The sequence below is a fragment of the Kitasatospora sp. NBC_00070 genome, from assembly GCF_045041205.1.
GTDB lineage: Bacteria > Actinomycetota > Actinomycetes > Streptomycetales > Streptomycetaceae > Kitasatospora.
The window spans coordinates 6097675-6123457 of record NZ_CP108247.1 but is presented as its reverse complement, the minus strand read 5'-3'; the positions used below and the strand labels follow the sequence as shown (position 1 = coordinate 6123457).

The 25783-nt window shown below is 73.9% G+C and carries 25 protein-coding genes; 10 read left to right on the top strand and 15 right to left on the bottom strand.

All coding sequences use genetic code 11. The features are described 5' to 3' along the window. Window positions 1-24: 24 nt before the first annotated feature. Window positions 25-1509: a pyridoxal phosphate-dependent decarboxylase family protein gene (locus OHV05_RS27860; protein WP_405020101.1), complete on the bottom strand. Its 1485-nt coding sequence runs from the start codon at window positions 1507-1509 to the stop codon at window positions 25-27. After that, window positions 1506-2849 carry a diaminobutyrate--2-oxoglutarate transaminase family protein gene (locus OHV05_RS27855; protein WP_403032618.1) on the bottom strand — a complete coding sequence of 448 codons (1344 nt, stop codon included), beginning with the start codon at window positions 2847-2849 and terminating at the stop codon, window positions 1506-1508. Before OHV05_RS27855 ends, OHV05_RS27860 begins: the two co-directional genes overlap by 4 nt. A 183-nt stretch (window positions 2850-3032) precedes the next feature. On the opposite strand from OHV05_RS27855, the gene OHV05_RS27850 reads away from it, so the two are divergent. From OHV05_RS27850 to OHV05_RS27840, 3 genes are read left to right on the top strand one after another with little or no spacing between them, the layout of a single operon-like run. Next, window positions 3033-3632 (top strand): class I SAM-dependent methyltransferase, encoded by a 600-nt coding sequence (locus OHV05_RS27850; protein WP_405020100.1) that lies wholly within the window; start codon window positions 3033-3035, stop codon window positions 3630-3632. Between the two features lie 32 nt (window positions 3633-3664). Further along, window positions 3665-3952 (top strand): hypothetical protein, encoded by a 288-nt coding sequence (locus OHV05_RS27845; RefSeq protein WP_405020099.1) that lies wholly within the window; start codon window positions 3665-3667, stop codon window positions 3950-3952. 14 nt (window positions 3953-3966) lie between these two features. After that, complete coding sequence (locus OHV05_RS27840) at window positions 3967-4344, top strand: DNA-binding protein (protein ID WP_405020098.1); 378 nt, start codon at window positions 3967-3969, stop codon at window positions 4342-4344. A 3-nt stretch (window positions 4345-4347) separates the two neighbouring features. Here OHV05_RS27840 and OHV05_RS27835 read toward each other — a convergent pair whose 3' ends face one another. Beyond that, on the bottom strand, window positions 4348-5043 hold the full coding sequence (locus OHV05_RS27835; protein ID WP_405020097.1) for a response regulator: 696 nt from the start codon (window positions 5041-5043) through the stop codon (window positions 4348-4350). Next, window positions 5040-6653, bottom strand: a complete 1614-nt coding sequence (locus OHV05_RS27830; RefSeq protein WP_403032627.1) for an ATP-binding protein — start codon at window positions 6651-6653, stop codon at window positions 5040-5042. Before OHV05_RS27830 ends, OHV05_RS27835 begins: the two co-directional genes overlap by 4 nt. Window positions 6654-6825: 172 nt before the next feature. On the opposite strand from OHV05_RS27830, the gene OHV05_RS27825 reads away from it, so the two are divergent. Beyond that, window positions 6826-8184 carry a cation:dicarboxylate symporter family transporter gene (locus OHV05_RS27825; RefSeq protein ID WP_405020096.1) on the top strand — a complete coding sequence of 453 codons (1359 nt, stop codon included), beginning with the start codon at window positions 6826-6828 and terminating at the stop codon, window positions 8182-8184. Window positions 8185-8267: 83 nt separating this feature from the next. On the opposite strand, the gene OHV05_RS27820 is transcribed toward OHV05_RS27825, so the two are convergent. From OHV05_RS27820 to OHV05_RS27790, 7 genes are all read right to left on the bottom strand, one after another. Beyond that, window positions 8268-9236: a hypothetical protein gene (locus OHV05_RS27820; RefSeq protein ID WP_405020095.1), complete on the bottom strand. Its 969-nt coding sequence runs from the start codon at window positions 9234-9236 to the stop codon at window positions 8268-8270. Window positions 9237-9312: 76 nt separating this feature from the next. Further along, window positions 9313-9918: a GTP-binding protein gene (locus OHV05_RS27815; protein WP_403032636.1), complete on the bottom strand. Its 606-nt coding sequence runs from the start codon at window positions 9916-9918 to the stop codon at window positions 9313-9315. After that, entirely contained in the window at window positions 9899-10327 is a 429-nt protein-coding gene (locus tag OHV05_RS27810) for a DUF742 domain-containing protein (RefSeq protein ID WP_403032639.1), read from the bottom strand. The genes OHV05_RS27815 and OHV05_RS27810 overlap by 20 nt, the downstream gene beginning before the upstream one ends. A 5-nt stretch (window positions 10328-10332) precedes the next feature. After that, window positions 10333-10743 (bottom strand): roadblock/LC7 domain-containing protein, encoded by a 411-nt coding sequence (locus OHV05_RS27805; RefSeq protein WP_403032642.1) that lies wholly within the window; start codon window positions 10741-10743, stop codon window positions 10333-10335. Next, on the bottom strand, window positions 10740-13190 hold the full coding sequence (locus OHV05_RS27800) for a nitrate- and nitrite sensing domain-containing protein (protein WP_405020094.1): 2451 nt from the start codon (window positions 13188-13190) through the stop codon (window positions 10740-10742). Before OHV05_RS27800 ends, OHV05_RS27805 begins: the two co-directional genes overlap by 4 nt. Window positions 13191-13246: 56 nt before the next feature. Next, on the bottom strand, window positions 13247-14029 hold the full coding sequence (locus OHV05_RS27795) for an MHYT domain-containing protein (protein WP_403032647.1): 783 nt from the start codon (window positions 14027-14029) through the stop codon (window positions 13247-13249). A 242-nt stretch (window positions 14030-14271) separates the two neighbouring features. Further along, on the bottom strand, window positions 14272-15627 hold the full coding sequence (locus tag OHV05_RS27790; RefSeq protein WP_405020093.1) for a cytochrome P450: 1356 nt from the start codon (window positions 15625-15627) through the stop codon (window positions 14272-14274). A 373-nt stretch (window positions 15628-16000) separates the two neighbouring features. Here OHV05_RS27790 and modA point away from each other — a divergent pair, with 373 nt between their 5' ends. The 3 genes from modA to OHV05_RS27775 all read left to right on the top strand — a co-directional run bounded on the left by modA (window position 16001) and on the right by OHV05_RS27775 (window position 18745). After that, the gene (gene modA, locus OHV05_RS27785) at window positions 16001-16801 is read left to right on the top strand and encodes a molybdate ABC transporter substrate-binding protein (protein WP_405020092.1); all 801 of its coding nucleotides are present in this window, start codon (window positions 16001-16003) and stop codon (window positions 16799-16801) included. Beyond that, the gene (locus OHV05_RS27780; protein WP_405020091.1) at window positions 16798-17598 is read left to right on the top strand and encodes an ABC transporter permease; all 801 of its coding nucleotides are present in this window, start codon (window positions 16798-16800) and stop codon (window positions 17596-17598) included. The genes modA and OHV05_RS27780 overlap by 4 nt, the downstream gene beginning before the upstream one ends. Window positions 17599-17665: 67 nt before the next feature. Then, window positions 17666-18745 (top strand): ABC transporter ATP-binding protein, encoded by a 1080-nt coding sequence (locus OHV05_RS27775; protein WP_405020090.1) that lies wholly within the window; start codon window positions 17666-17668, stop codon window positions 18743-18745. Window positions 18746-18752: 7 nt separating this feature from the next. Here the strand turns inward: OHV05_RS27775 and OHV05_RS27770 are convergent, their stop codons facing one another. Genes OHV05_RS27770 through OHV05_RS27760 form a run of 3 tightly spaced genes read right to left on the bottom strand, consistent with a single transcriptional unit; the run spans window position 18753 to window position 21700 of the window. After that, window positions 18753-19799 carry a hypothetical protein gene (locus tag OHV05_RS27770; protein ID WP_405020089.1) on the bottom strand — a complete coding sequence of 349 codons (1047 nt, stop codon included), beginning with the start codon at window positions 19797-19799 and terminating at the stop codon, window positions 18753-18755. Between the two features lie 51 nt (window positions 19800-19850). Then, entirely contained in the window at window positions 19851-20495 is a 645-nt protein-coding gene (locus OHV05_RS27765; protein WP_405020088.1) for a response regulator, read from the bottom strand. Beyond that, on the bottom strand, window positions 20492-21700 hold the full coding sequence (locus tag OHV05_RS27760) for a sensor histidine kinase (RefSeq protein ID WP_405020087.1): 1209 nt from the start codon (window positions 21698-21700) through the stop codon (window positions 20492-20494). The genes OHV05_RS27765 and OHV05_RS27760 overlap by 4 nt, the downstream gene beginning before the upstream one ends. 134 nt (window positions 21701-21834) lie before the next feature. Here OHV05_RS27760 and OHV05_RS27755 point away from each other — a divergent pair, with 134 nt between their 5' ends. Both OHV05_RS27755 and OHV05_RS27750 read left to right on the top strand, forming a co-directional pair. Beyond that, on the top strand, window positions 21835-22743 hold the full coding sequence (locus tag OHV05_RS27755; protein ID WP_405020086.1) for an ABC transporter ATP-binding protein: 909 nt from the start codon (window positions 21835-21837) through the stop codon (window positions 22741-22743). Then, a complete protein-coding gene (locus tag OHV05_RS27750; RefSeq protein ID WP_405020085.1) occupies window positions 22740-23474 on the top strand; it encodes an ABC transporter permease in 735 nt (244 codons plus the stop codon). The genes OHV05_RS27755 and OHV05_RS27750 overlap by 4 nt, the downstream gene beginning before the upstream one ends. Before the next feature lie 25 nt (window positions 23475-23499). Here the strand turns inward: OHV05_RS27750 and OHV05_RS27745 are convergent, their stop codons facing one another. Next, window positions 23500-24639, bottom strand: a complete 1140-nt coding sequence (locus OHV05_RS27745; protein WP_405020084.1) for a PucR family transcriptional regulator — start codon at window positions 24637-24639, stop codon at window positions 23500-23502. Between the two features lie 87 nt (window positions 24640-24726). Here OHV05_RS27745 and OHV05_RS27740 point away from each other — a divergent pair, with 87 nt between their 5' ends. Beyond that, window positions 24727-25782 (top strand): ferredoxin reductase, encoded by a 1056-nt coding sequence (locus OHV05_RS27740; RefSeq protein WP_405020083.1) that lies wholly within the window; start codon window positions 24727-24729, stop codon window positions 25780-25782. The last annotated feature ends 1 nt before the right edge of the window (window position 25783 follow it).

The following is a 25783-nucleotide window of genomic DNA, read 5'->3' as shown; positions in this document are numbered from 1 at the left end:
GTTGTCCTGATTTTTCACCCTACGTCACTGTTCTTCGCCGCCCCGGTCTCTGACGCGCTGTCCGGCCGCCAGCACCGCGGCCAGCAGGGCCCGGGTGTCGGCCGGGGTGCTGTGCGGGTTGAGCAGGGTGAGCTTGAGCCGGATCCGGCCGGGTCCGCGGCCCGGCAGTTCGGTCCGGCCGACCACCGCGCGGCCGGACCGGAGCAGCGCGCGGCGCAGCCCGGCGTTCAGCCGGTCCAGCTCCTCCGGCCCGGCCCCGGCCGGGCGGTAGCGGAACACCACCGTGCTGAGCACCGGTGGGCAGTGCAGCTCCAGCTCGTCCGCCTGCCGGACCGACTCGGCGGTGGCCAGCGCGAGCTCGTGGCAGGCGTCCACCAGCACGCCCAGACCGGCCCGGCCCAGCGTGCGCAGCGTGACCAGCAGCTTGAACGCGTCCGCCCGGCGGGTGGTGCGCAGCGAGCGGCCGAGCAGGCTCGGGTACCCGGCCCGCTCGTCGTCGGCCGGGTTGAGGTAGGCCGCCCGGCGGGCCAGCGACCCGTACGACTCGGCCCGGCGGACCAGGAACACCCCGGCGGCGGCGGGCTGCCAGCCGAACTTGTGCCAGTCCAGTGAGACCGAGTCGGCCCGGGCGATGCCGTCCAGCAGCGGGGCCAGCCGGTCGCTGAGCAGGGCCCCACCGCCGTACGCGGCGTCCACGTGCAGCCAGGCGCCGTACTCGGCGGCCAGCTCGGCGGCCGGGTGCAGCGGGTCGACGGCGCCGGTGTCGGTGGTGCCGGCCGTGGCCACCACGGCGATCGGCCGCTGCCCGGCCCGGACGGCGGCGCGCAGCTCCGCCGCCAGCGCGTCCGGGTCCATCCGCAGCTCGCGGTCGGCCCGGACGGTACGGACCGCCCGCTCGCCCAGGCCGAGCAGGGCGGCGGCGCGCTGGACCGAGAAGTGCGCGGCCTCGGAGGCCAGGATCACCGGGCGGACGCCCGGCGGCAGGCCGTCCAGTCCGACCTCGCCGCCCAGCACCCGGTCCCGTGCCAGCAGCAGGCCCATCAGGTTGGACTCGGTGCCGCCGGTGGTCAACACCCCGGCGGCGGGTGCCGGGTCGAAGCCGACCAGCTCGGCCAGTTCGGCGATCAGGGCGGTCTCCAGGCCGGTGGCCGCCGGGGCCTGGTCCCAGGAGTCGAGCGAGGGGTTGAGGGCGCTGACCGCCAGGTCGGCGGCGACCGCGAGGGCCAGCGGCGGGCAGTGCAGGTGCGCCGCGCAGGCCGGGTCGGCCGGGTCGGCGGTGCCGTAGGCGAGGAACTCGGTGAGCCGGAGCAGGGCGTCCGGGTCGTCCCGGACCGAGAGCGCGAGCCGGGTCCGATCGGCGATCGGACCCGGGCCGCCGGGCGGCAGCGGCCCGCCCCGGTGCGCGGTGCCTGCCTCGATCGCGGTGAGCACCAGGTCGAGCAGCGGGCGCAGCACCGCCGGGCGGGCGAGCGCCGCCGGCCGGGCCGGCTCCGCCGGGCCGCCGGTCATCGGGAGGCGGCCTCGATGGCGTCGGCCAGCCGCTCCAGCACCGCCTCGACCTGTTCGTCGGTGACGGTGAGCGGGGGCAGCAGCCGGAGCACCGCGTCGTGGCGGCCGCCGAGTTCGACGATCAGGCCGCGCTGCAGGCAGGCCGCCCGGACCCGGCGGGCCAGCTCCGGGTCGGCCGGGTGGGCGCCGCAGCGGTCCGGCTCGCCGCTCGGGTCGACCAGCTCGACGCCGATCATCAGGCCCCGGCCCCGGACGTCGCCGATCACCGGCAGCCGCCCCTTGAGCGCGTCCAGACGGCTCGTCAGCCGGGCCCCGAGCAGCTCGGCCCGCTCGACCAGGCCGTGTTCGGCGACGTACCGCAGGGTGGCCGCGCCCGCCGCCATCGCCAGCGTGTTGCCCCGGAAGGTGCCGGTGTGCGCGCCGGGCAGCCAGCCGTCGTACTCCTCCCGGTAGACCACCACCGCGAGCGGCAGGCTGCCGCCGATCGCCTTGGACAGCACCAGCGCGTCCGGCACGATCCCGCTGTGCTCGACCGCCCACATCGCGCCGGTCCGGCCGACCCCGGTCTGCACCTCGTCCACGATCAGCGGGATGCCGCGCTCGGCGGTGATCCGCCGCATCTCGCGCAGCCAGCCGTCCGGCGCGGGGACCACCCCGCCCTCGCCCTGGACCACCTCCAGGATCATCGCGGCCGGTGGCAGCACGCCCCCTGACGGGTCGTCGAGCAGCCGCTCCACGTACGTCGCGGACAGCTCGGCCCCGCGCGCGCCCTCGCCGAACGGGCAGCGGTAGGCGTACGGGTAGGGCAGCCGGGTCACCTCTCCCCCGCTGGGCAGCGGGGACTTCACCTCGACGGCGCCCGTGACGGCCAGCGCGCCGGCGGTCATGCCGTGGTACGCGCCGGTGAAGGCGAGCGCACCCCGGCGGCCGGTGGCGGTCTGCATCAGCTTGAGCGCCGCCTCCACCGCGTCGGTGCCGGCCGGCCCGCAGAAGTGCACCCGGGAGCGGTCGCCGAAGCCGGGCGGCAGGCTGTCGAACAGCGCGGTGGTGAAGTCGTCCTTCTCCGCGGTGGCCAGGTCGAGCAGGTGCAGCGGGGCGCCGCTGTCCAGGGTGCGGCGGATCGCGGTGAGCACCGTCGGGTGGTTGTGGCCGAGCGCCAGCGTCCCGGCGCCGGACAGGCAGTCCAGATAGCGGCGGCCGTCCGCGCCCTCCACCGTCATCCCGTGGGCCCGGACCGGCACGATCGGGAAGGAACGGGCGTAGGTGCGGGCAGCCGACTCGCGGATGCGCTGACGGCGCAGGATCGCGTCGCCGGCCGAGGGGGCGGCGGTGAGGGCCAAGGCAGACTCCCTTTTAGTTAGGTAAGCCTAACTTTACCGGTCTGGAATCCCACGCTCCGCATCGGGCCGGCTTTCCACCCGTCCGAGTGAACCCGACACCCCATCAACGAGCGTCGGCCGCCGGGGAAACGGGCCGCGCGAAGGTGAACGCACCGGCCGGCCCCCGGGTCGTAGGCTGCCCGTATGTCGCACGAAGCCGAACTGGCCGCCACCCGTGAGTTCTTCGCCGCCCGCGCCGCCACCTGGGACTCCAAGTACCCGGACGACAGCCCGCGCTACGCCGCCGCGATCGCCGAACTCGGCCTGGCGGAGGGCGCGTTCGTGCTCGACGCGGGCTGCGGCACCGGCCGGGCGCTGCCACTGCTGCGGACGGCGGTCGGCCCCACCGGGACGGTGCTCGGGGTGGATGTGACCCCCGAGATGGTGGCCCGGGCCCAGGCCCACGCCGCCGTGGCCGCCGTCGCCCTGGCCGACTGCGCCCACCTCCCGCTGCCCGACGGCACCGTCGACCTGGTCTTCGCGGCCGGCCTGGTCAACCACCTCCCCGACCCCGGCCTGGGCCTGCGCGAACTGGCCCGGGTCAGCCGACCGGGCGGCACGCTGGCGCTCTTCCACCCGATCGGCCGCGCCGTCCTGGCCGCCCGCCACGGCCGCGAACTGACCCCGGACGACCGCCGCGCCGAGCCCAACCTCCGCCCCCTGCTGGCCGCCAACGGCTGGCGGCTCACCTCGTACACGGACACCGACGACCGCTTCCTGGCCGTGGCGGAGCAGGCACTTTGAGTGACTGCCACCACCGGTGGTAGCCTGACGGCATGTCTGAGTCGCCCTTCAAGAAGTACAGCGTCTCGATGCCGGAAGCCGTTGCGGAGGACGTCCGCACCCGGGTCGGCAAGGGAGCGTTCAGCGCCTACGTGACCGCTGCGGTCGAGCAGCGGATAGAGCGGGAGCGTTTGGCCGAACTGGTGGAGGAACACATCCGCCAACACGGCGAGATCCCCGATGCAGCCCGCGCGCAGGCTGCGGCGGAGGCCGAGGAAGCCGAGCGGAGGTACGCCCAATGGCTCGCCGAACAGCCGCAGGACGACGCCCTGGCGAGCTGACGCCCGGAGCACTCGTGCTCGACTGCCAGGGCTTGTCGCTGGCAGTCGACGACGATCCGCTGGTCATGGCCCGGCTCGAGCACGCCCAGACGCACGGTGCCCGCGCCGTGGTCAGCACCCTCACCTTGATCGAGGCGATGAATCCCCAACGGTCCCGGCCTCGATGGGACTTCGTGATCTCTCGACTCAACGTCGAGGAGGTCACTCACCACCACACACAGCACGCCGTGTCCCTGCTCAGGGCAGCAGGGCTGCACGGCCACAAGTACGCGATCGACGCCGTCGTCGCTGCGACCGCGATGGCACAGCCTGGCCCGGTCCGCCTGCTCACCAGCGACGTCGACGACATGGCGAAGCTCTGCGACCAGCGGGTTCTGCTGGTCGCCGTCTGATCCCTACCGTCCGGTCCGCCAGCGGTAGTGCAGCTCCGGGCGGCCGACCTGGCCGTACCGGGGCTCGCGGTCGGCCAGGCCGGTGGCGACCAGGTGTTCGAGGTAGCGGCGGGCGGTGATCCGAGAGACGCCGGTCGCGGTGGCGGCCGCGCCGGCGGACAGGCCGTCGGGGGTGGTGCGCAGGACGGTGGCCAGGGTGTCCAGGGTCGCGGCGCTGAGGCCCTTGGGGAGGGCGGTGCGGTCGGGGGTGCGGAGGGCGGCGAAGGCCTGGTCGACCTCGTCCTGGCCGGTCGCCTCGCCGGTCCGGCCGAGGGTGGAGCGGTAGCGGGCGTAGCGGTCCAGCCGGTCGTGCAGGGCGGCCGCGCCGAACGGCTTCAGCAGGTACTGGACCACCCCGGCGGAGACCGCCTGCCGGACGGTGGCCAGTTCGCGGGCCGAGGTGACCGCGATGACGTCGGCGGTGTGCCCGGCGGCGCGCAGGGTGCGGCAGAGCCGGAGGCCGTGGCCGTCGGGCAGGTGCAGGTCGAGCAGGATCAGGTCGACCGGGCGGTCGGCCGCCCGGGCCCGCTCCAGCAGCCGGAGCGCCTCCGCGCAGCTGTGCGCGGTGCCGTCGGCCAGGAAACCGGGCGTGCGGCCGACGTAGAGCGCGTGGGCGGCGGCGGCCACCGGGTCGTCCTCGACCACCAGGACCGAGATCATCGCGCGGCCTCCCGCTGGAGCGGCAGCCGGACGGTGAGCACCGCGCCGTCCGAGCGGCCGATCTGCACCGTGCCGCCGTTGCGCCGGGCGGTCTGCTGGACCAGCGCCAGGCCGAGCCCCCGGCCGCCGACGGCCGCCTTGGTGGTCCAGCCCCGGCCGAACACCTCGGCGGCGGCGTCCGGTTCGATGCCGGCCCCGGAGTCGGCCACCCGGAGCAGCAGTTCGGCGCCGTCCACCCGGGCGGTGACGCTGACCTCGGGGGCCCGGGCGGCGGCGTTCTCGATCGCGGCGTCCACCGCGTTGTCCACCAGGTTGCCCAGCACGGTGACCAGGTCACGCGGGGTCAGGCCGGGCGGCAGCACACCGTCGTCGATCCGGCTGTCCTCGGTCAGCGTCAACTCGACGCCGCGCTCGGCGGCCTGGGCGGTCTTGCCGAGCAGCAGGGCGGCCAGCACCGGCTCGGCGACCGCCGCCACCACCCGGTCGGTGAGCTGCTGGGCGAGTTCGAGTTCGGCGGTGGCGAACTCCACCGCCTCGCGGTGCCGGCCGAGTTCGATCAGCGAGACCACCGTGTGCAGCCGGTTGGCGGCCTCGTGCGCCTGCGCGCCGAGTGCCTCGGCGAAGCCCCGCACCGAGTCCAACTCACCGACCAGGCCCTGGAGTTCGGTGTGGTCCCGGAGGGTCACCACGGTGCCGAGGCCGGGGCCGACCGCCGAGGTGTTCAGCACCACCACCCGCTCGGCGGTCAGGTGCAGCTCGTCCCGGACCGGCTCGGCCGAGCCGAGCGCCCGGACCAGCGAGGGCGGCAGGCCGAGCGAGCGGACCGGTACGCCGTCCAAGTGCCCTGACAGGCCCAGCAGTTCGCGGGCCGCGTCGTTGCAGAGCACCACCCGCCCGGCGCCGTCCAGCAGCACCAGGCCCTCCCGGACGGAGTGCAGGGTGGCCTGGTGGTAGTCGTACAGGTGGCTCAGCTGGGCCGCGCCCATGCCGTGGGTGTGCCGCCGCAGCCGGGCGTTGGCGAGGTAGGTGGCCGCCCCGCCGAGCAGCAGCGCGCCGAGCGCGACCCCGCCCAGCGCGGTCAGCGGGCCGCGCAGCTGGGCGCTGATCGACTGCACCGTGATGCCCGCGCTGACCAGCCCGACCACCCGGCCGCCGTCCAGCACCGGGGCCACCACCCGGACCGAGGGGCCGAGCGTGCCGGTGTACGTCTCGGTGAACACCCGCCCCGCCAGCGCCTGTTCGGTGTGCCCGAGGTAGGGGCGGCCGATCTGGGCCGGGTCGCGGTGGGTCCACCGGATGCCGTCGGTGCCCATCACCGTGACGAAGTCGACCCCGGTGTCCTGGCGGACCCGCTCCGCGTACGGCTGGAGCTCGGCGGACGGGTCGGGACCGAGCGCGGCGTCCCGGACGCTCGGGGTGTCGGCCACCGAGCGGGCCACCGCGGTGACCTGGCGGCGGGCGGCGTCCTCGGCCCGGCCGGTGGTGAACAGGTAGGCGAGCACCGCGCCGCCGGCCACCACGGCGGCCACGATGACCACCTGGAGCACGAAGAGCTGGCCCGCCAGGCTGCGTGCGCGCCGGGGCGGCGGGAGGTCGGGGTGCGCGTCCATGCCAGCCAGTGTGCCCTGCCGGGCCGGGGACCGGTCCTGCCAGTGGCCGGAGATCCGGCCCGGGTGACGTGAACTCTATGAACTCAAACGTGACCCCGGTCACTCCGGAGCCCATAGTCGGATCGGCCCAACCACCCGGGGCCGCAGCACCCGCAGGCGAAGGAGCCGCACCATGACGACCAGCACAGCAGCCCCGAGACGGGACCGGACGCACTACCTCTACCTCGCGGTGATCGTGGCGGTGCTGGCCGGTATCGCGGTCGGCCTGGCCGCGCCGGACTTCGCGGTGGACCTGAAGCCGGTCGGCACCGGCTTCGTGAACCTGATCAAGATGATGATCAGCCCGGTGATCTTCTGCACCATCGTGCTCGGCATCGGCTCCGTCACCAAGGCCGCCAAGGTCGGCCGGGTCGGCGGCCTCGCCCTCGGCTACTTCCTGCTGATGTCCACCGTCGCGCTCGGCATCGGCCTGCTGGTCGGCAACCTGCTGGAGCCCGGCTCCGGCCTGCACCTCACCCAGGCGCTCGCCAAGGCCGGGCACGCCCAGGCCACCGCCGGCCACGCCCAGGACACCACCGACTTCCTGCTCGGCATCATCCCCACCACGGTCTTCTCCGCCCTCACCGAGGGCAAGGTGCTGCAGACCCTGCTGGTCGCCCTGCTGGCCGGCTTCGCCCTGCAGGCGATGGGGCCGGTCGGCACTCCGGTGCTGCGCGGGGTGGAGCACCTGCAGCGCCTGGTCTTCCGGATCATGTCGATGATCATGTGGCTGGCGCCGGTCGGCGCGTTCGGCGCGATCGCCGCAGTGGTCGGCGCCACCGGCACCGCCGCCCTGAAGAGCCTCGCCGTCATCATGATCGGCTTCTACGTCACCTGCGCGCTCTTCGTCGTCGTGGTGCTCGGCCTGCTGCTCCGGCTGGTGGCCGGCGTCAACATCTTCGCCCTGCTGCGCTACCTCGGCCGCGAGTTCCTGCTGATCCTCTCCACCTCCTCCTCCGAGAGCGCCCTGCCCCGCCTGATCGCCAAGATGGAGCACCTCGGCGTCAGCCGCCCGGTGGTCGGCATCACCGTCCCCACCGGCTACAGCTTCAACCTCGACGGCACCGCGATCTACCTGACGATGGCCTCGATCTTCATCTCCGAGGCGCTCGACAAGCCGATGTCGCTGGGCCAGCAGCTCGGCCTGCTGCTCTTCATGATCATCGCCAGCAAGGGCGCCGCCGGCGTCACCGGCGCCGGCCTCGCCACCCTGGCCGGCGGCCTGCAGTCGCACCGCCCCGAACTGGTCGACGGCGTCGGCCTGATCGTCGGCATCGACCGCTTCATGTCCGAGGCCCGCGCGCTCACCAACTTCGCCGGCAACGCCGTCGCCACCGTGCTGATCGGCCACTGGACCAAGGAGCTCGACCGCGAGCGCCTCGACCAGGTCCTCGGTGGCCGGCTCCCCTTCGACGAGACCACCCTGGTGGACAGTCACACCTCCGCCGTCCCCGCCCAGCCGGACGCCCCCGCGCTGGAGAAGACGCACTGACCCACCCCCTCGAACGGCAGGCCCCCGCCCGGTAGCCCCCGGTCGAGCGGGGCCTGCTCCATGCCCGCACCGACCCGGCACCGTCACCGTCCGGCGCGGACCCCCTCGTGCACCGCGCCGCTGAGCGCCCAGGCCAGACCGGTGGCCGGGTCCTCCAGGGCCAGGTGGACGAAGCGGAGTTCGTCCGTCGGCTCGTGCCAGGTGAAGCAGCGCAGACGGGACACCAGGGTCTCCACCTCACCGACCGCCGACTCGCCCGTCATCGCGGCGAGCAGCCGCCAGACCGCGATCCGGCCCTGGGCGCTGCCCCGGGCCGGGCCGTCCGAGGCGGCCTGCAGCAGGGCGGGGTAGACCGCCCCGAACGGGAGGTAACCGCCGGTCACCTGACCGGACGTGGCGAGTCGGGCGGCGGCGGCCGGGCCGGAGCCGCGGACACAGCGGGCGGTGGCCCAGGGCACCGCGGCGGCCAGCAGCCTGGTCGCCGCCAGTTCGCGGACCAGCGTGCCGGGCTCCGGCAGTTCGACCGGGCCGAGCCCCTCCCGGCCGGCCGGCAGGGTGAGCAGCGAGCGCCTGGCCCCACCGGTGCGAAGGTACTCGCGGACCCGGGCGCCCGGCTCCCAGCCCGCCAGCTCCCAGGGTTCCAGGGTCAGCGGAACGCCGTCCCGGTCCGGTTCGGCACCGTGGTCGAGCTCCTCGCCGAGCAGCACCCGGGTGTGCTGGACCAGCCGCCGGACCCGCGCGGGACCGAGCAACGGGGCCAGCCGTCGCCAGGAGTGACGGGTCGCCAGCACCTCCCAGAGCGGCCCGGCGTCGTGGTCGGCCACCGTGGCGGCGGAGCCGGGGCCGCCGTCCGGGTCGAACAGCCGGGCCGCCAGCTCCGGCGGCGCCCCGTACGCGATCAGGTGGCCGAGCGGCCCGGTCTCGGCCGCGCCCTGGGCCTCGCCGCGCAGCGCGACACCGACCGCCCGCGACTCGCGGTAGAGCCCGAGCAGCTCGGGCCAGCGTTCCTCGTCGGCCAGGGTGCGCAGTCTGCGGCACTCGTAGGTGATCACATTTTCAGCGTACGACCCGTGACGCTCCGTCAGCGGAACGCCACGAGCGGGCTCGGCGCGCCCCGGTCGGGAACGCTCAGCCGCCGACCTCGGCGAGCAGCCTGGCCGCGTGCACCCGGCCGGCGTGCTCGACCAGGTTGATCAGCACCTCCTTGCCGGACTCCCGCCGCCGGGCGTCGCAGATCACCACGGGTGTCTCGGCGTCCAGGTCGAGCGCCCGGGACACCTCCTCGGGGTGGAACTCCCGGGTGCCCGCGAAGCGGTTCACCGCGACCACGAACGGGATGCCCCGGTGCTCGAAGAAGTCGACGGCCGGGAAGCAGTCGGTCAGCCGCCGGGTGTCGGCCAGCACCACCGCGCCCAGCGCACCGGTGGCCAGCTCGTCCCAGAGGAACCAGAACCGGTCCTGTCCCGGGGTGCCGAACAGGTAGAGCGAGAGCCCGTCCCGGATGGTGATCCGGCCGAAGTCCATCGCCACCGTGGTGGTGGTCTTCTGCTCCACCCCGCCGAGGTCGTCCACCCCGGCCCCGGCGAGGCTGAGCTGCTCCTCGGTGCGCAGCGGCCGGATCTCGCTGACCGAGCCGACCATGGTGGTCTTGCCGACCCCGAACCCCCCGGCGACCAGGATCTTCAGGGTCAGCGCCGGGCTGTCGTCGGGGCGTTCAGAGCGCGCGGAGTCCATTGATGACCTCACGGAGGATGTGCTCGTCGGGGAGCATGGCGGGCGGTACGGGGCGGCTGACCCGGATGAACTCGGCGTCCAGCAGGTCACCGAGCAGCACCCGGACCACCCCGAGCGGCAGGTCGGTCTCGGCGGCGATCTCGGCCACCGAGAGCGCGTTGTCCCGGCAGAGGTCGAGGATCGCGCCGTGCTCGGGGCCGATCGGCAGCTCCGGGCTGTCCGGGACGTCGCTGACCACCAGGGCGATCAGGTCGAACTCCCGCCCGGTGGGCCTGGTCCGGCCCTTGGTCAGCGCGTACGGGCGGACCATCGGACCGGCCGCGCCGTCGTACCAGTGGGTGTGCGGCTCGGCCGGGGCCGGGAAGCCGAACGGGGAGTCGGGCAGGTGGCGGCGTTGCGGGTAGGGCATCGGGCTCACCGCCCCCGACCGGCGCGCGGCGGCGTGTACAGGTGCTCCCCGACCCGGCGGACCAGCCGGGCCATCTCGTAGGCGATCAGCCCCAGGTCGGCGTCGGCCTGCGCGAACACGGCCAGGCAGCTGCCCTCGCCGGCCGCCGCGACGAACAGGAAGCCGTGCTCCAACTCCACCATGGTCTGCCGGACTTCACCCGCCTCGAAGTGCCGCGCGGCCCCCTTGGCCAGACTGTGGAAGCCGGAGGCGACGGCGGCCAGGTGCTCGCCGTCCTCCCGTCCGATCCCGGCCGAGGTGCCGACCGCCAGGCCGTCGGCCGAGAGCATCACGGCGAATCTGATCTGGGCCACCCGGGAGACCAGCTCGTCGAGCAGCCAGTTGAACTCACCCGGTCGGGCCGCGGCGTTGGTCATCGGGTCTCTCCCTCGGTGCTGTCGACGGTCCGTTGGTTCTTCCCCCGGGCCCAGCCGCGCTGGTAGGCGGACATCGCGGCGCGGGCCTCCTCGGGGTTGCGGCCCAGCCGGGGCGGGCCGTCCGGGCGGGGCCGGATCTGCGGGCGCTCCGGGGCCTCCCGCAGCTGCGGCGCCATGCTGGCCTGCCGGACCCGGCGCGGCAGGTCCTCCGACTCCGGCTCCGACTCCGACTCCGGCTCGGCGACCGCAGGCCGGCCCGGCCGGGGGCGCGGCGCCGGGTCCGGTACGGCGCGCAGCGAGGGCGGCGCGCTCGGCGGCGGTGGCACCGCCGCCGCGACGGCCGGGAACGGGGTCGGCCGCAGCAACCCGGCACCGAAGGCGTCCCGGCCCGGCGGCGCGGAGACCGCGGGCACCGCCGCCGAAGGCACCGGCGGAGCGGCCCCGGCCGGCCCGGCCCCGATCGCCTCGCGCTCCGGACGGGGGTTCTCCAGCAGGGCGTTGGGCAGCAGCACGACCGCCGTGGTGCCGCCGTACGCGGAGGTCCGCAGCGAGACCCGGACGTCCTGGCGGCGGGCCAGCCGGCTGACCACGAACAGGCCGAGCCGGTCGCTGTCGAACAGGTCGACCTGCTGGGCCGCCTCGATCCGCCGGTTGGCGTCGGCCAGCGCCTCCGGACCCATCCCGAGGCCCCGGTCCTCGATCTCCAGCGCGTAGCCGTTGCCGACCTGCTCGCCCCGGACGTGCACCTTGGTGTGCGGGGGCGAGAACCCGGTGGCGTTCTCCACCAGTTCGGCCACCAGGTGGGTCAGGTCGGCGACCGCCTGCCCGGCCACCGCCGCGTACGGGAGGCGGTGCACCTCGACCCGGGCGTACTCCTCGACCTCGGAGACCGCCGCCCGCACCACGTCCATCAGCGGCACCGGATTGCGCCAACCCCGGCCCGGGGCCGCCCCGGAGAGGATGATCAGGCCCTCGGCGTGCCGCCGCATCCGGGTGGTGAGGTGGTCAAGCCGGAACAGGTCCTCCAACTCGGCCGGGTCCTCGGTACGCCGCTCCATGGTGTCCAGCAGGGTGAGCTGACGGTGCACCAGGACCTGGCTGCGCCGGGCCAGGTTGACGAAGACCCCGGAGACGCCGGAGAGCACCTCGGCCCGCTCGACCGCCGCCGTCACCGCCGCCCGCTGGACCGAGCCGAGCGCACCGTGCACCTGCCCGATCTCGTCCGCGCCGTGCCGGCGCAGCGGCGCCTCGGTCTCCACGTCGATCTCCTCGCCCGCGCGCAACCGCCGCATGGTGCCCGGGAGTTTGCGACCGGCCAGCTCCAGCGCGGAGTTCCGCAGCCCGATCAGCTCGGTGACCAGACCACGGCCGATCTGCACCGAGATCAGCAGCGAGGCGATCACCGCGAGCAGGCCGAGCAGTACGGCGGCACCGGAGGCGCTGAACAGCCCGAGCCCGTACGGGTGGGCCTGCGCGGCAGCGGCCGTACCGGCGTTGGTCTCCACCGCGCGCAGGGTGCGGGCCACGTTGTCGGCGGCCACCGACCACTGCTCGGCGCTCACCGCGTCGACCGCGGCCCGGCCGTCCACGGCGGAGCGGACGGCATCCTCGTACCGGACCAGCCCGCGGTGGTCGGTGCCGTTCAGGACCGCGAGCAGCGCGGCCCGGTCCGCCGGGCGCAGGTCTGGGGCGGCGGTCTGCTCGAACAGCCGGCGGGCGTAGACGGCGGCGGCGAACTCGGCCCGCTGGGACTCGAGCAGCAGGCCGGTCCGCAGGCCGGTGCGGAGCAACGCGTCCTCCCTGGCCAGGAGTTCGCGGGAGCGGGCGAACTCCAGCAGCACCCGGCCGTCCGAGGCCACCCGGTGGTCCTGGAGCGAGGTGGTGGCACCGGTCACCTCGAAGGCGCGGTCGATCGCGGCGGTGTACGCGGCATAGGTCTCGGCCCAGCTGACGGAACGTTCGGTCACCCGGCGGCGCAGCTCGGTCAGACCGCTGACGGCCGCGCCCAGCGCGTCCACCCGGTCGGCCGCCTCGGCGCCGAGGCCCCGGGCGTCGGCCCGGTTGTAGCCGACGCCGATCCCGAGCGGGGCGACCGCCCGGTCGGTGGTCTCGGCGGCCTCCCGGAGTGCCGCCTCGCGACCGGCCCCAGGCGCGGCCAACTGCAGCCCGGCGGAGACCCGTTCAGCCTGCAGGCCGGTCACGGTGGCGTTCACCGGGTCGAGCAGTTCGCCGTTCACCTGCTGGAGCCGCAGCAGGTCCCAGACCTGCTGCGCGGTGGTCACGGTGGCGAAGGACCAGAGGGCCATCACGGAGACCACCGGGACCATCAGCAGGGCGACGATCCTGGCGCGTACGGTGCGGGGGCGCAGCCGCCGCAGCAGCGCGTGCGCGGCGGGTCGGGGGACGGCGGCGGCCTCCCGGGCGGGCGGGCCCGCGTGGGTTCCCATGTGCTCAGGGCCCTTTCGGTGGTGAGTGGTCGACGGTCGTGGCCGGGGTGGCGGGCTCACGCCGCCCGGTCGAGCTCCTCGCTCGCCAGCCGGCCGGCCTCCCGGTAGGCGGCACGTTCCTGCGCGGTCGGCGAGAGCGCGACGAAGGCGGAGGTCAGGAACAGGAAGGAGCCGAGCCCGACCGCCAGCGGGAAGATGAACTGCATCGGCGTCGCCCCGCCCAACTCGGCCCGGGACGGGTGCAGTTCGACCTGCACGGCGGCCATGCCGGTGTAGTGCATACAGCTCACCGCGATGCCCATCACCAGCGCGGCGGCCCCGGCCGCGTACACGTTGCGGATGGTGACGGCGGCCCAGAGCGCGGCGGTCGCCGCCCCGATCGCGATCAGCACCGAGAGCGCGACCGTGCCGAGGTCGTAGTCGACCGTGCCGTGCAGCCGGACGGCCGCCATCCCGAGGTAGTGCATGGCCGCCACCCCGACCCCCGTGATCAGCCCGCCGAGCAGCAGCGACCGGCCCCGGTGCCGCCCGTACGCGACGGCGAAGACGCCGAGCCCGACCACCAGGACGGCGACCAGCAGGCTCAGCACGGTGAGCGGCACGTTGTAGCGCAGCTCGGTACCGTCCACCGTGAAGCCGAACATCGCGATGAAGTGCATGGTCCAGATGCCCGAACCGATCGCGGCGGCGGCGGTGATCAGCCAGTTCCGCCGGGAGGCGCCGGTGGCGGAGAGCGCCCGCAGGGTGCAGCGCAGGCCCAGCGCGGCGCCGACGCAGGCCATCGCGTAGGAGATGGCCGGGGTCGGCCAGCCGAAGCTGAAGTGGTCCAGGTGTCCCATCGGGCCTCCGGACGACTCGGCCGGGTGCCGGTCGCCTGTGCGATGTCGAATTCGGATGCGCCGGACGCTACCGATCGATCACAGGCGGTTACGCGAAGATGTGAAAAACAGCCCACGCCGGAGCTCGAATGTGCTGCACTGGAGCGGGTGTTGTGCGCCGGGCGCACGACTGACCAACCGTCACACCCGCCCCGTGCGCCGCCCCGACCACGACCGTCGGGACGGCACCCCGCACTCCGGGCCTACCGCCGGGTCAGCCTGATCCGCACCGGCCCGGCCGCCTCCAGCGTGATGCCGTGGCTCAGCGGCACCTCGCGGGCGTCCAGCGCCTCCACCTCGAAGGTCCGCAGCACGCCGGCCAGGCCGAGCACCGACTCCAGCATCGAGAAGTGCTGGCCGATGCAGGCGCGCGGCCCGCCGCCGAACGGGAACCAGGCGTACCGGTGCCGGCCGGCCTCCGCCTCCGGGGTGAACCGCTCGGGGTCGAAGCCCTCCGGGTCCTTCCAGTGCCCGGCGTGCCGGTGCACCACGTACGGGGCGACCATCACGTTGGCCCCGGCCGGGATCACGGTGTCGCCGATCACGCACTCCGCGACCGCGAGCCGGCCGATCACCGGCGCGGCCGGGTAGAGCCGCATCGCCTCCTTGAGCACCATGGTCAGGTACGGCAGGTCGTTGTAGTCGGCGGCGGTCGGTCGGTGCCCGTCGGCGAACACCGCGTCCAGCTCGGTGCGGACCCGGCGCTGCACCTCGGGGTGGTGGCCGAGCAGGTGCAGGGCGAAGGTCAGCGAGGTGGCGGTGGTCTCGTGGCCGGCCAGCAGGAAGATCAGGACCTGCTCGCGCAGCTCGGTCACATCCAGCCGTGCGCCGTCCTCGTCCCGGGCCGCGGCCAGCAGGCCGAGCAGGTCCTGGGCCTCGGCGGCGGAGGCCCCGCGCGCCGCGATGATGGTGTCGCAGACCGCGAACAGGGCCTGCTCGGCGGCCGCCGCCTGCCTGTTGGTCGGCGTCGGCCAGCTGCGCGGGATGCGCCGGGGCTGGAAGGCCCGGGCGGTGACGTAGTGGTTGATCACCGGGAAGTTCACCCGGACCGAGTCCAGCGCGGCCTCCAGGTCGGCACCGAACAGGATCCGGGCCACCGTCCGCAGGGCGTACCGGGACATCTCGTCCACCGCGTCCACCGTGCCGCTCGGCTCGGCGGCCCAGCGCTCGACCATCAGCTCGGTCTCCACCGCGATCGCCTCGGCGTAGCCGTCCACCCGGCGGCGGGTGAAGAGCGGCTGGATCAGCCGGCGCTGGCGCTGGTAGTCGGCGTCCTGCGAGGTCAGCAGGCCGTTGCCGAAGCTCTGCCGGATCTCCTCGTAGAAGGTGTTCTCCTTGCGGAAGTTGGCCGCCTGGCCGGCCAGCACCTGCTGGGCCCCCTCCGGCGAGTAGATCCCGTAGAACTCCGCCCGCAGCCCGGGCGGCCCGGCGGTGAACCGCACCACGTCGCCGTACTCCCGCTGGGCGCCCAGGTAGGTACCGAGCGGATCGCGTTTCAGGTCGAACATCGAGCCCAGCAGCGGCACCCCGGTCGGGCCCGGGATCTGAGTGGTCGGCAAGAGAACCCCCTGGTCACTGAACACTTGTACGTGTCCCACCAAGTTAGCTGACCCCCTGTCAGCACAGAAGGGCCGGAATGTGCTGCTAGTGCCGTGCCCGGCATGGACTGCCTCGTCACGTCGTTCGGTGGGTGCTCTCGGCGTGCCGGACGAAGGCCACTCGTAGCGGAGCTACTTGGGCCTTTGACCGGTACGGCGAGAGTGCGTGCCGGGCGGCGCGACGCGGCAGTCCATGCCGGGCACGGCACTAGTCGCTTCGCACATGCTGGCCCGTTCCGGTCTTCCACCTGGCCCGTGCGATGAGACAGGGGATTTTTGGACCGATCTTGCGGCACTATGATCGCCTCACCGGAAGTAAGAGGGGACCACCCGCATGTCCATCACCGTCCGCCGCACCGCCTTGGCCGTCACCGCACTCGCGCTGGCCGCCGGGCTGACCGCGTGCAGCAGCAGCTCCGACACCCCCTCGGCGTCCGCCTCGGCCTCCGGTGGCCCCAAGCTCTCCGGCACGGTCACCGTCTTCGCGGCCGCCTCGCTGAAGGAGAGCTTCACCGAGCTGGGCAAGAAGTTCGAGACCGCCTACCCGGGCGTCACCGTGAAGTTCAACTTCGGCGGCAGCTCCGCGCTGGCCCAGAGCATCGTCTCGGGCGCGCCCGCCGACGTGTTCGCGGCGGCCAGCCCGGCCACCATGAAGACCGTCACCGACGCCAAGGCGGCGGCCGACTCCAAGGTCTTCGTCCGCAACACGCTCGCCATCGCGGTCCCCAAGGGCAACCCCAAGCACATCGCCGCGCTGAAGGACCTGGCCGGCGCCGGGCTCAAGGTCGCGCTCTGCGCGAAGGAGGTGCCGTGCGGCGCCGCCGCCGTGACCGCCCTCAAGGCGGGCGAGGTCAACCTCACCCCGGTCACCCTGGAGCAGGACGTCAAGGGCGCCCTGACCAAGGTCGAGCTCGGCGAGGTGGACGCTTCGCTCGTGTACAAGACCGATGTGATCGCCGATGCTGCGAAGATCGACGGCGTGGACTTCCCCGAGGCCGCCAAGGCCGTCAACGACTACCCGATCGCCGCGCTGACCAAGGCCCCCAACGCCGACGGCGCCGCCGCGTTCGCCGCCTACATCCAGTCCGCCGACGCCCGACGGGTGCTCACCGCGGCGGGCTTCCAGGCACCGTGACACCCGCACGACCCGCGTTCCGGCGAGCGCCGTTCGCGCTCCTGCTGCCCGCCCTGCTCGGCCTCGCCTTCCTGGTGCTGCCGCTGGTCGGGCTGCTGATCCGGGCCCCGTGGAGTGACCTGCCCAGGCAGCTCACCAGCCCCGAGGTCTGGGAGGCGCTGCGACTCTCGCTGATCTGCGCGACGGCGGCGACCGCGCTGTCCCTGCTGCTCGGGGTGCCGCTGGCCTGGCTGCTGGCCAGGACGGAGTTCCCCGGGCGGCGGTTCGTCCGGGCGCTGGTCACCCTGCCGCTGGTGCTGCCGCCGGTGGTCGGCGGGGTGGCCCTGCTGCTGGTGCTCGGCCGCAACGGCATCGCCGGGCGCTGGCTGGACTCGGCCTTCGGGATCACCCTGCCGTTCCACACCTCCGGCGTGGTGTTGGCCGAGGCGTTCGTCGCGATGCCGTTCCTGGTGATCAGCGTCGAGGGCGCGCTGCGGGCCGCCGACCCCCGGTACGAGGAGGCCGCCGCCACCCTGGGCGCCTCCCGGCTGACCGCGTTCCGCCGGGTCACCCTGCCGCTGATCGCCCCGGGCATCGCGGCCGGTTCGGTGCTCGCCTGGGCCCGCGCGCTCGGCGAGTTCGGCGCCACCATCACCTTCGCCGGCAACTTCCCCGGCCAGACCCAGACCATGCCGCTGGCGGTCTACCTGGCGATGGAGTCCGAACCGGAGGCGGCGATCGCGCTCAGCCTGGTGCTGCTGGCGGTCTCCATCACCGTGCTGGCGGGCCTGCGCGGCCGGTGGATGTCCGGCTCATGACCATGACGGGCAGGAGTTCCGGAGGGGAGACCTCCTGCCCGTCTTCCGTCCCGCCCCGGAGAGGCCGATGAACATCTCGCTGGACGCCCGCCTGGTGGTCGAACGCCCCGGCCACGCCACCCGCTCGGGCTTCCGGCTCGACCTCGGGCTGCGGGCCGGGCCCGGCGAGGTGATCGCCCTGCTCGGCCCGAACGGCGCGGGAAAGTCCACCGCGCTCCGGGCGCTGGCCGGGCTGCTCCCGCTGACGGACGGTCACCTGCGGCTCGACGGCAGCACCCTGGAGGAGCCGGACACGGGGGTGCACACGCCCGCCGAGCGACGTCCGGTCGGCGTGGTGTTCCAGGACTACCTGCTCTTCCCGCACCTGTCCGCCCTGGACAACGTCGCCTTCGGGCCGCGCTGCCGGGGCCTGGGCCGACGCGCCTCCCGGGAGGCCGCGCTGCCCTGGCTGGAGCGGATGGGCCTGGCCGAGCACGCCCAGGCCAGGCCGGGCGCGCTCTCCGGCGGGCAGGCCCAGCGGGTCGCGCTGGCCCGGGCGCTCGCCGTCCGCCCCAGGCTGCTGCTGCTGGACGAGCCGCTCGCCGCGCTGGACGCCCGGACCCGGCTGGACGTCCGCTCCCAGCTCCGGCGGCACCTCCGCGAGTTCGAGGCGGTCGCGGTGCTGGTCACCCACGACCCGCTGGACGCCATGGTGCTCGCCGACCGGCTGGTGGTGATCGAGGACGGCCGCGAGGTCCAGTCCGGCACCCCGGCCGAGATCGCCCGGCACCCGCGCACCGACTACATCGCCCGGCTGGTCGGCCTCAACCTCTACCAGGGCACCGCCGCCGGACACACCGTCACCCTCCCGGACGGCGGCCCGGTGCTGGCCACCACCGAGGAGCTGACCGGGCCCGCCTTCGTCGCGTTCCCGCCCGCCGCCGTCACGCTGCACCGGAGCCGGCCCGACTCCAGCGCGCGCAACGTCTGGCAGCTGGAGGTGGCCGGGCTCGACCTGCACGGCGACCAGGTCAGGGTCGACCTGACCGGCGCGCTGCCGATGGCCGCCGATCTGACCCCCACCGCCGTGGCCGAACTCGACCTGGCGCCGGGCAGCCTGGTCTGGGCCGCCGTCAAGGCCACCCAGACCCACGCCTACCCGGCCTGACCCACCGTCAGCGGCGCAGCCGGCGTCCGGCCAGCACCAGTGCGGTGCCCGCACCGGCCAGCAGGACCGCCGCCAGCGGCGGGCCCCAGCCCGGTCCGCCGGTGTCCGGCAGCTCCCCGTCGCCACCACCGTCCGGCGGCGGCACGGGGGTGGGCGAGGCGCTGCTCGGGGACGGGCTCGGCACCGGGGTGGGAGTCGGGCTCGGCGTGGGAGTCGGTGTCGGCGTGGGAGTCGGGGTAGGTGTGGGAGTCGGGGTGGGCGTGGGAGTGGGCGTCGGGGTGGGCGTGGGTGTGGGCGTCGGCGGAGCCGCGTCGCAGCGGGCGTGCACCTCGCCCAGCCGCATCGAGGAGATCTCACCCTGGTAGACCCGGGCCCCGCCGGTGTCGTTGAGTGTGCCGGAGACCCGGATGTCGAGCCACGCCTCCGCCGTCGCCTGCCGGCTCTGGGCCGCCGGGTCCTGATGTGGTGTCACCACCACCGTGAGCGTGCTGGCCCCGATCGTCGGCACGTCCAGGTCCGCGCCGGTGATGTTCAGCGTCGTGGTACCGACCGGCACCACCTGCCCGAGCACGGTGATCTGGCCGCCGTTGGTCCGGTTGTACGCCAGCGCGAACGGGCCGATCGGCGGTGGCACGCACTCGGCGTACGAGTCGAGGGCGGCCACCCCGCTGCCGCCGGTCGACCTGATCGCGACCAGGTCCTTGCTCCGGAAGTGCACCACCAGCGCGGTGAGCTGGGCCTGCCCGTAGTACTTGGAGTCCGCCGCGTCGGTCCGCGCCACCTGGGTCGCGATGGTGATCAGGTTCAGCACCCCGTCGGGGTCGCTGAAGTCACCGTCGTCCGTGTCGCCGATCGCGGTGCTGTCGGCCTCCCCGTACGTGCCGGTGAAAGCGTCGAGACCGATCGCGGGCACCGACTGGTTCCGCAGCTGCACCAGCTGGGAGCTGGCCAGCGCGTCGGGCGCGACGGCGGCCGGCGGACCGGTCAGCGCGAGCGAACCGAGTCCGGCCGACAGTACGGCCGCACAGCTCAGCACTACGGCATGACGTCTCATACGAACAACTACTAACAGCTGATCACCCCGAAACCCGGCAGCCCGCGCGCGTCAACGCGGTACGAACCCGGATTCGTACGCCATGATCACCGCCTGCGTCCGGTCCCGGGCACCGAGCTTCCCGAGCACGCTGCTGACGTGCGTCTTCACGGTCTGCACGCCGAGGAAGAGCTGCTCGGCGATCTCGCCGTTGGAGAGCCCCCGGGCCACCAGCCGCAGCACCTCCGCCTCCCGCTCCGTCAGCCCGGCCCGGGCCATCGCCTGTTCGGCCGGCCGGTTGGCACGCTCGGCGGCCAGTCGGCGGATGGCGGCCGGGAAGAGCAGCGACTCCCCCGCCGCGACCAGCCGCACCGCGTGCGCGATCTCGGCCGGGCGGGCGCGCTTGAGCAGGAAGCCGTCGGCACCGGCGCGCAGCGCCTCGTAGACGTAGTCGTCGTTCTCGAAGGTGGTGACCACCAGGATCTTCGGCGGGTCGGCGCTGCCCGCCAGGATCGCCCTGGTCGCGGTCAGCCCGTCCACCTCCGGCATCCGGACGTCCATCAGCACCACGTCCGGCTTCAGCGAGCGGGCCAGCGCCATCGCCTCCGCGCCGTCCACCGCCTCGCCGACCACCCGCAGGTCGCCCTGTGCCTCCAGCACCGCCCGCAGCCCGGCCCGGACCAGCTCCTCGTCGTCCACCAGCAGGATGTCGATCATGAGCCCAACCGTAGTGGCAGCCGGACCGTCAGCACCCACTCCGCCCCCTGCCACCCGGCAGTGGCGTCGCCGCCCAGCAGGGTGGCCCGCTCCCGGATACCACGCACTCCCTTGCCGCCGCCCCGGCGCGAACCGCCCTCCGCTCCCCGGCCGTTGGCACACCGCAGTTCCAACTGCCCGTCCCGGACGGCGATCCGGGTCACGATCGGCGCGCCCGGCGCGTGCTTGAGCGCATTGGTCACCGCCTCCTGGACGATCCGGTACGCCTCCCGGGACAGCACGCCGGGCAGTGTGCCGGCCGGGATCTCCACCGTGGCCTCGACCGGGTGGCCCGCCGCCCGGGCGGTCTCGAACAGGCCCGGCAGCTGCTCCACGCCCGGCTGTTCCACGGCCGTCCCCTCGGGGCTGTCCCGGAGCAGCACCAGGGTCCGTTCCAGGTCGTCCATCGCCCGTCGGCCGGTCTCCTCGATCACCTCCAACGCCTTGGCCACGAAGGCCGGATCGGCCACCTCCCGGGCCGCGCCGGCCTGCAGCACGGTGACCGTGAGCGCGTGGCCGATCGAGTCGTGCAGCTCCCTGGCCAGCCGGTTGCGCTCCAGCAGCCGTTCGGCGCGCAGCTCCGCCTCGGCCAGCCGCTCGCTCGGCGAGGCGCCCAACAGCCGTACCGCCATCGCCAGTTGCAGCCGACCGGCGAGCACCGCGCACCAGCCGAGCGCGAACAGCAGCACCGGAGCGAGCAGCGGGTAGAGCACCAGGGGCCCGTCGGCCGGGAGTTGCCACCCGAAGACGGCGGGGGTCCGCTGCCGGAACGGCTGGGTGGAGAGCGACCAGACCCCGGCCAGGGCGTGCACCGTACCGAAGCCGACCACCGTGCCCAGCGCGACCCGGCCGATCAGCCAACCCGCCGTCCGCCGACGGTCGTTCCAGCCGGCCGAGGAGCTGACACCGATCAGCTCCTCCCGCGCCGGCATCAGCAGCAGCCGGGCCTGCACCCCCTCGGCCCGGCGGGTGGCGGGCACCAGTGCGGCCAGCGTGAGCAGCGCACTGTCCAGCAGCACACTGACCGTCAGGACCCGGGTCATGCCGACCCCTTCGGTCCCCGGATAGACCAGCAGCACCACCCCGACGAAGACCACGCCGATCAGCAGGTGCAGCCACCTGGCATAGGTGGCTGCGGCGAACAGGGGCGCGAAGATCCTGGGCATCCCGCCATCGTGCCAGCTCACCGCCCCGCACCGGCTCCCTCTCAGGAGGGAGCCGGTCCCCTCCCCGGCGGGATCCCCGGGCCGGCCGGCTCCGCTGGAATGGATCACGTCAGCAACGACCAGGGGAGGAAGCCGTGATCCGAGTACAGGACCTCAGCAAGAACTACGGGGAGACCCGGGCCGTGGACGGGCTCGGCTTCGAAGTGCGGCCCGGCAGCGTGACCGGCTTCCTCGGCCCCAACGGCGCGGGCAAGACCACCACCCTGCGGATGATCCTCGGGCTGGACCGGCCGACCGCCGGGCGGGCGCTGATCGACGGCACACCGTACGCCGAACTGACCGACCCGCTGCGGCGGGTGGGCGCGCTGCTGGACCCGCACGCCGTGCACGGCGGCCGGACCGCCCGGGGGCACCTGCTCTGCCTGGCCCGTAGCAACGGCATCCCGGACCGCCGGGTGGCCGAGGTGCTGTCCCAGGTCGGCCTGGCCGAGGTGGCCCGCAAGCGGGTCAAGGGCTTCTCGCTCGGGATGCGCCAGCGGCTCGGGGTGGCGGCGGCTCTGCTCGGTGACCCGCCGGTGCTGCTGCTGGACGAGCCGGTGAACGGCCTCGACCCGGAGGGCATCCGGTGGATCCGGACCCTGCTGCGCGGCCTGGCCGCCGAGGGACGGGCGGTGCTGGTCTCCTCGCACCTGATGTCGGAGATGGCGCTGACGGCCGATCACCTGGTGGTGATCGGCCGGGGCCGCCTGCTGGCGGACGCGAGCACCGCGGACTTCATCACCGAGCACGGCCGCCCCCGGCTCCGGGTCCGGGCCGTCGATCCGGTCAAGCTGGCCGATCTGCTCCGGAGTTCAGCGCTCACCGCCGAACCGGCCGAGGGCGGGGCCTGGGACGTCAGCGGGGTGACCGGCGAGGAGATCGCCCGCCTCGCGGCCGAGCACCGGGTGGTGCTGTACGAAATCGCGGCTCAACAGGATTCCCTGGAGGAGGCTTTCATGCGGATGACGGCGGACAGCGTCGAGTACCGGGCGGTGGCGGCATGACCACCACGACCGTGCTCCGCTCCGAGTGGACCAAGCTCACCACCCTGCGCTCGCAGTGGTTCACCCCACTGCTGGCCGTGCTGATCAGTGTCGGCATCACGCTGGCGGTCAACCTGGCCTACCGTCAGGACACCTCACTGACCGAGGACCCGAGCGTCGGTCTGTTCTACGGCTTCAACTTCGGCCAGGTCGCGCTCGCCTGCTTCGGCATCCTGCTGATGGGCCAGGAGTACAACTCCGGCACCATCCGGGCCTCGCTCACCGCCGTCCCCCGGCGCGGGCTGCTCTACGGCGGCAAGCTGCTGGTCGGCTCCGGGGTCGGCCTGCTGGCCGGCCTGCTGATCACCGGGGGCAGTCTGCTCGCGGTCGACTCGACGCTGGGCGTGGACCTCACCGCGCCAGGCACCGTCCGCAGCCTCACCGCGGGCGTGCTCTACTGCCCGCTGCTGGTGCTGATCTGCCTGGGCGTCACCACGATGCTGCGCAACCTGACCGCCGCCATGGGCCTGCTCACCCCGACCGTCTTCCTGGGCACCATCATGCTCAGCGCGATCCCGGGCATCCGCGATGTCGCCCAGTTCCTGCCGGACCGGGCCGGGCAGTACGCCTTCCGGCAGCAGCCCGACCCGAACGTCTGGTACGGCCACTGGACCGGCCTGCTGATCATGGCGGCCTGGGCAGCCCTGGCGGTCTGGGGCGGCTGGCGGTCCGTCAGCCGCAAGGACGTCTAGCAGTCGTGTCCGGTCGAAGTACGCGTCAGCTGCCCCGAGGACCCACCGCCAAGGTCAGCTCAAGGACCCGGTCCGGCGAAGCGAGATCCGGAAACAGCTCCCGCAGCTGCGCCATCCGGTACCGGACCGTCTGAGGATGGACGAACAGTGCCGCCGCCACCTCGTCCCGCCTGCCCTGGTGCAGCAGCCACGCCCGCAAGGTCTCCTCCAGGCGCCGTGCGGTCGCGGCAGGCAGAGTCCGCAACGGCGCGAGGGCTCGGGTGCGCAGGTCTGCGAACGCGTCCATGTCGGCGCTCAGCACCAGCTCGGGCAGGTGGTCCTCGGTGTCGCGAATCTCGGCGGAGAGCGAGCGCGCCCGTACGGCCCGGGCGTACGAGGCGGACGCACGAGTCCACGGCCGGGCCGGACCGACCACGGCGGCGCGGTCGGTCAGCTGCCGCAGGAGGTGCGGTCGGTCGGCATCGGGGACGAGCAGCACACCGGTGGCGTCCGGCAGGTCGTCGAGGACGAGAGTGCCCGGGTCGAGCACGCGGTAGGCGGGCCGGGCCTGGGCGGCGGGCAGCAGGACCACGGTCAGCGAAACCGGGGGCTGCCACCCGGCCCGTTGGGCGGAGGACAGCAGCACGTCCGGGCCCGCGTCGGCGAGGAGGTCGCGGGCCAGGTGTTCCAGGTGGCGCTCGTGGGCCCTGCCCCGGGCCGCCAGTTCGTCGGCATGGCCCGCGGCGCTCGCGGCGGAGAGCTCGTCGATGTAGGCGAAGGTCAGCTCGGCGAACCTGGCGACCTCGGCGGCGGGCAGACCCGCGGGTACGGCACCCGCGGCCAGGCATCGCCAGGCCACCCGGGCGCCGACCCGGTAGGCGCTGAGCAGGGCGTCCATCGAACGGCCGTCGCGCACCTCGCCGCGGCCCAGCTCGTAGGCCGCGTCACCGGCGTCGCCACCCGTGGCGTTCCCGCTCGCGAGGTCCAGGTAGTGCCCCAGGGCGGTCCGGACGGCTCGGCGGATGGTGCCGCCCATGCGGCCCGAAAGGGCGTTGGCGTAGGAAGGAACCTCGCTGATGATCGCCTGCACGACCTCGTCGGCGGTGGCCGTCAGCGCGGCCCGAAGCGCGGTGACCGTCGTCTCGTCCAGGACCGGTTCGCCGGCCCTCCGGACTGCATTGCTCACGTTCTTGTTCCCTACGAACAATTCTGCCGATCAGATTCACGTCCTGTGGTCAGGACTTTACGCCCCGAGGCGCAGCAAGCTGGAGTCATGACGAGTGCAGCCCTCCGCAGCAGGGCGTGGAAACTGCTGGAGATGGTCACGACGCCGCTGCTGCCGTCGGACTACCTCGACCTGGTCAGCCCGCTGCGTGCGGGCGCCGACCTGCGTGGGCGCATCGAGGCCGTGCACCCCGAGACGGGTGACGCCGCGACCGTGGTGATCAGGCCGGGACGGGGCTGGCGCGGCCACACGGCCGGTCAGTACGTGCGGATCGGGGTCGACGTCGACGGCAGGCGGCTGTGGCGTTCCTACTCCCTCACCTCACCGACGGACCGTCAGGACGGCCGCATCACGATCACCGTGAAGGCGATCCCGGACGGCAAGGTCAGCAACCACCTCGTCCACCGGACGACACCGGGCACACTGGTCCGACTCGACCAGTCGGCCGGTGACTTCGTGCTGCCGCCGGCCAAGCCCGCCAAGGTGCTCTACCTGACGGCCGGCAGCGGCATCACGCCCGTGATGGGCATGCTGCGCGACACCGGGCTCGACGACGTGGTCATGGTCCACTGCGCGCCGCAGCCGCAGGACGTGATCTTCCGCAGGGAACTGCACGGCCTGGTCGCGGACGAGAAGCTGCGCCTCACCGAGGTGCACACCACCACGGACGGCAGGCTCGACATCGCCCGTCTCGGCGAACTCGTGCCCGACTGGGCCGAACGCGAGACCTGGGCCTGCGGGCCCGAGGGCCTGCTCGACGCCGCGGAGCGGCACTGGACCGAGCACGGCGTCCGGGAGCGCCTGCACACCGAACGGTTCCGCCCCCGCGTCGTCGTCACCGGCGACGGCGGCGAGGTCACCTTCAGCGCCACCGGCAGGACCGTCGACGCGGACGGCGCCACGCCGTTGCTGGACATCGGCGAGGAGGCCGGCGTGCTCATGCCCTCCGGGTGCCGCATGGGCATCTGCTTCGGCTGCGTCACGCCGCTCAAGGCGGGCGCCGTCCGCGACCTGCGCACCGGCGAGATCACCGAGGCCGAGCCGGGCGTCCTCATCCAGACCTGCGTGTCCGCCGCGGCGGGCCCCTGTGACATCGAACGGTAGA

Bases quoted from the DNA above. Each gene is read 5' to 3' on its own strand.
- OHV05_RS27860 (WP_405020101.1), bottom strand. From the start codon at position 1,509: ATGACCGGCGGCCCGGCGGAGCCGGCCCGGCCGGCGGCGCTCGCCCGC.
- OHV05_RS27850 (WP_405020100.1), top strand. From the start codon at position 3,033: ATGTCGCACGAAGCCGAACTGGCCGCCACCCGTGAGTTCTTCGCCGCC.
- OHV05_RS27845 (WP_405020099.1), top strand. From the start codon at position 3,665: ATGTCTGAGTCGCCCTTCAAGAAGTACAGCGTCTCGATGCCGGAAGCC.
- OHV05_RS27835 (WP_405020097.1), bottom strand. From the start codon at position 5,043: ATGATCTCGGTCCTGGTGGTCGAGGACGACCCGGTGGCCGCCGCCGCC.
- OHV05_RS27830 (WP_403032627.1), bottom strand. From the start codon at position 6,653: ATGGACGCGCACCCCGACCTCCCGCCGCCCCGGCGCGCACGCAGCCTG.
- OHV05_RS27825 (WP_405020096.1), top strand. From the start codon at position 6,826: ATGACGACCAGCACAGCAGCCCCGAGACGGGACCGGACGCACTACCTC.
- OHV05_RS27815 (WP_403032636.1), bottom strand. From the start codon at position 9,918: ATGGACTCCGCGCGCTCTGAACGCCCCGACGACAGCCCGGCGCTGACC.
- OHV05_RS27810 (WP_403032639.1), bottom strand. From the start codon at position 10,327: ATGCCCTACCCGCAACGCCGCCACCTGCCCGACTCCCCGTTCGGCTTC.
- OHV05_RS27805 (WP_403032642.1), bottom strand. From the start codon at position 10,743: ATGACCAACGCCGCGGCCCGACCGGGTGAGTTCAACTGGCTGCTCGAC.
- OHV05_RS27800 (WP_405020094.1), bottom strand. From the start codon at position 13,190: ATGGGAACCCACGCGGGCCCGCCCGCCCGGGAGGCCGCCGCCGTCCCC.
- OHV05_RS27795 (WP_403032647.1), bottom strand. From the start codon at position 14,029: ATGGGACACCTGGACCACTTCAGCTTCGGCTGGCCGACCCCGGCCATC.
- modA (WP_405020092.1), top strand. From the start codon at position 16,001: ATGTCCATCACCGTCCGCCGCACCGCCTTGGCCGTCACCGCACTCGCG.
- OHV05_RS27775 (WP_405020090.1), top strand. From the start codon at position 17,666: ATGAACATCTCGCTGGACGCCCGCCTGGTGGTCGAACGCCCCGGCCAC.
- OHV05_RS27770 (WP_405020089.1), bottom strand. From the start codon at position 19,799: ATGAGACGTCATGCCGTAGTGCTGAGCTGTGCGGCCGTACTGTCGGCC.
- OHV05_RS27765 (WP_405020088.1), bottom strand. From the start codon at position 20,495: ATGATCGACATCCTGCTGGTGGACGACGAGGAGCTGGTCCGGGCCGGG.
- OHV05_RS27760 (WP_405020087.1), bottom strand. From the start codon at position 21,700: ATGCCCAGGATCTTCGCGCCCCTGTTCGCCGCAGCCACCTATGCCAGG.
- OHV05_RS27750 (WP_405020085.1), top strand. From the start codon at position 22,740: ATGACCACCACGACCGTGCTCCGCTCCGAGTGGACCAAGCTCACCACC.
- OHV05_RS27740 (WP_405020083.1), top strand. From the start codon at position 24,727: ATGACGAGTGCAGCCCTCCGCAGCAGGGCGTGGAAACTGCTGGAGATG.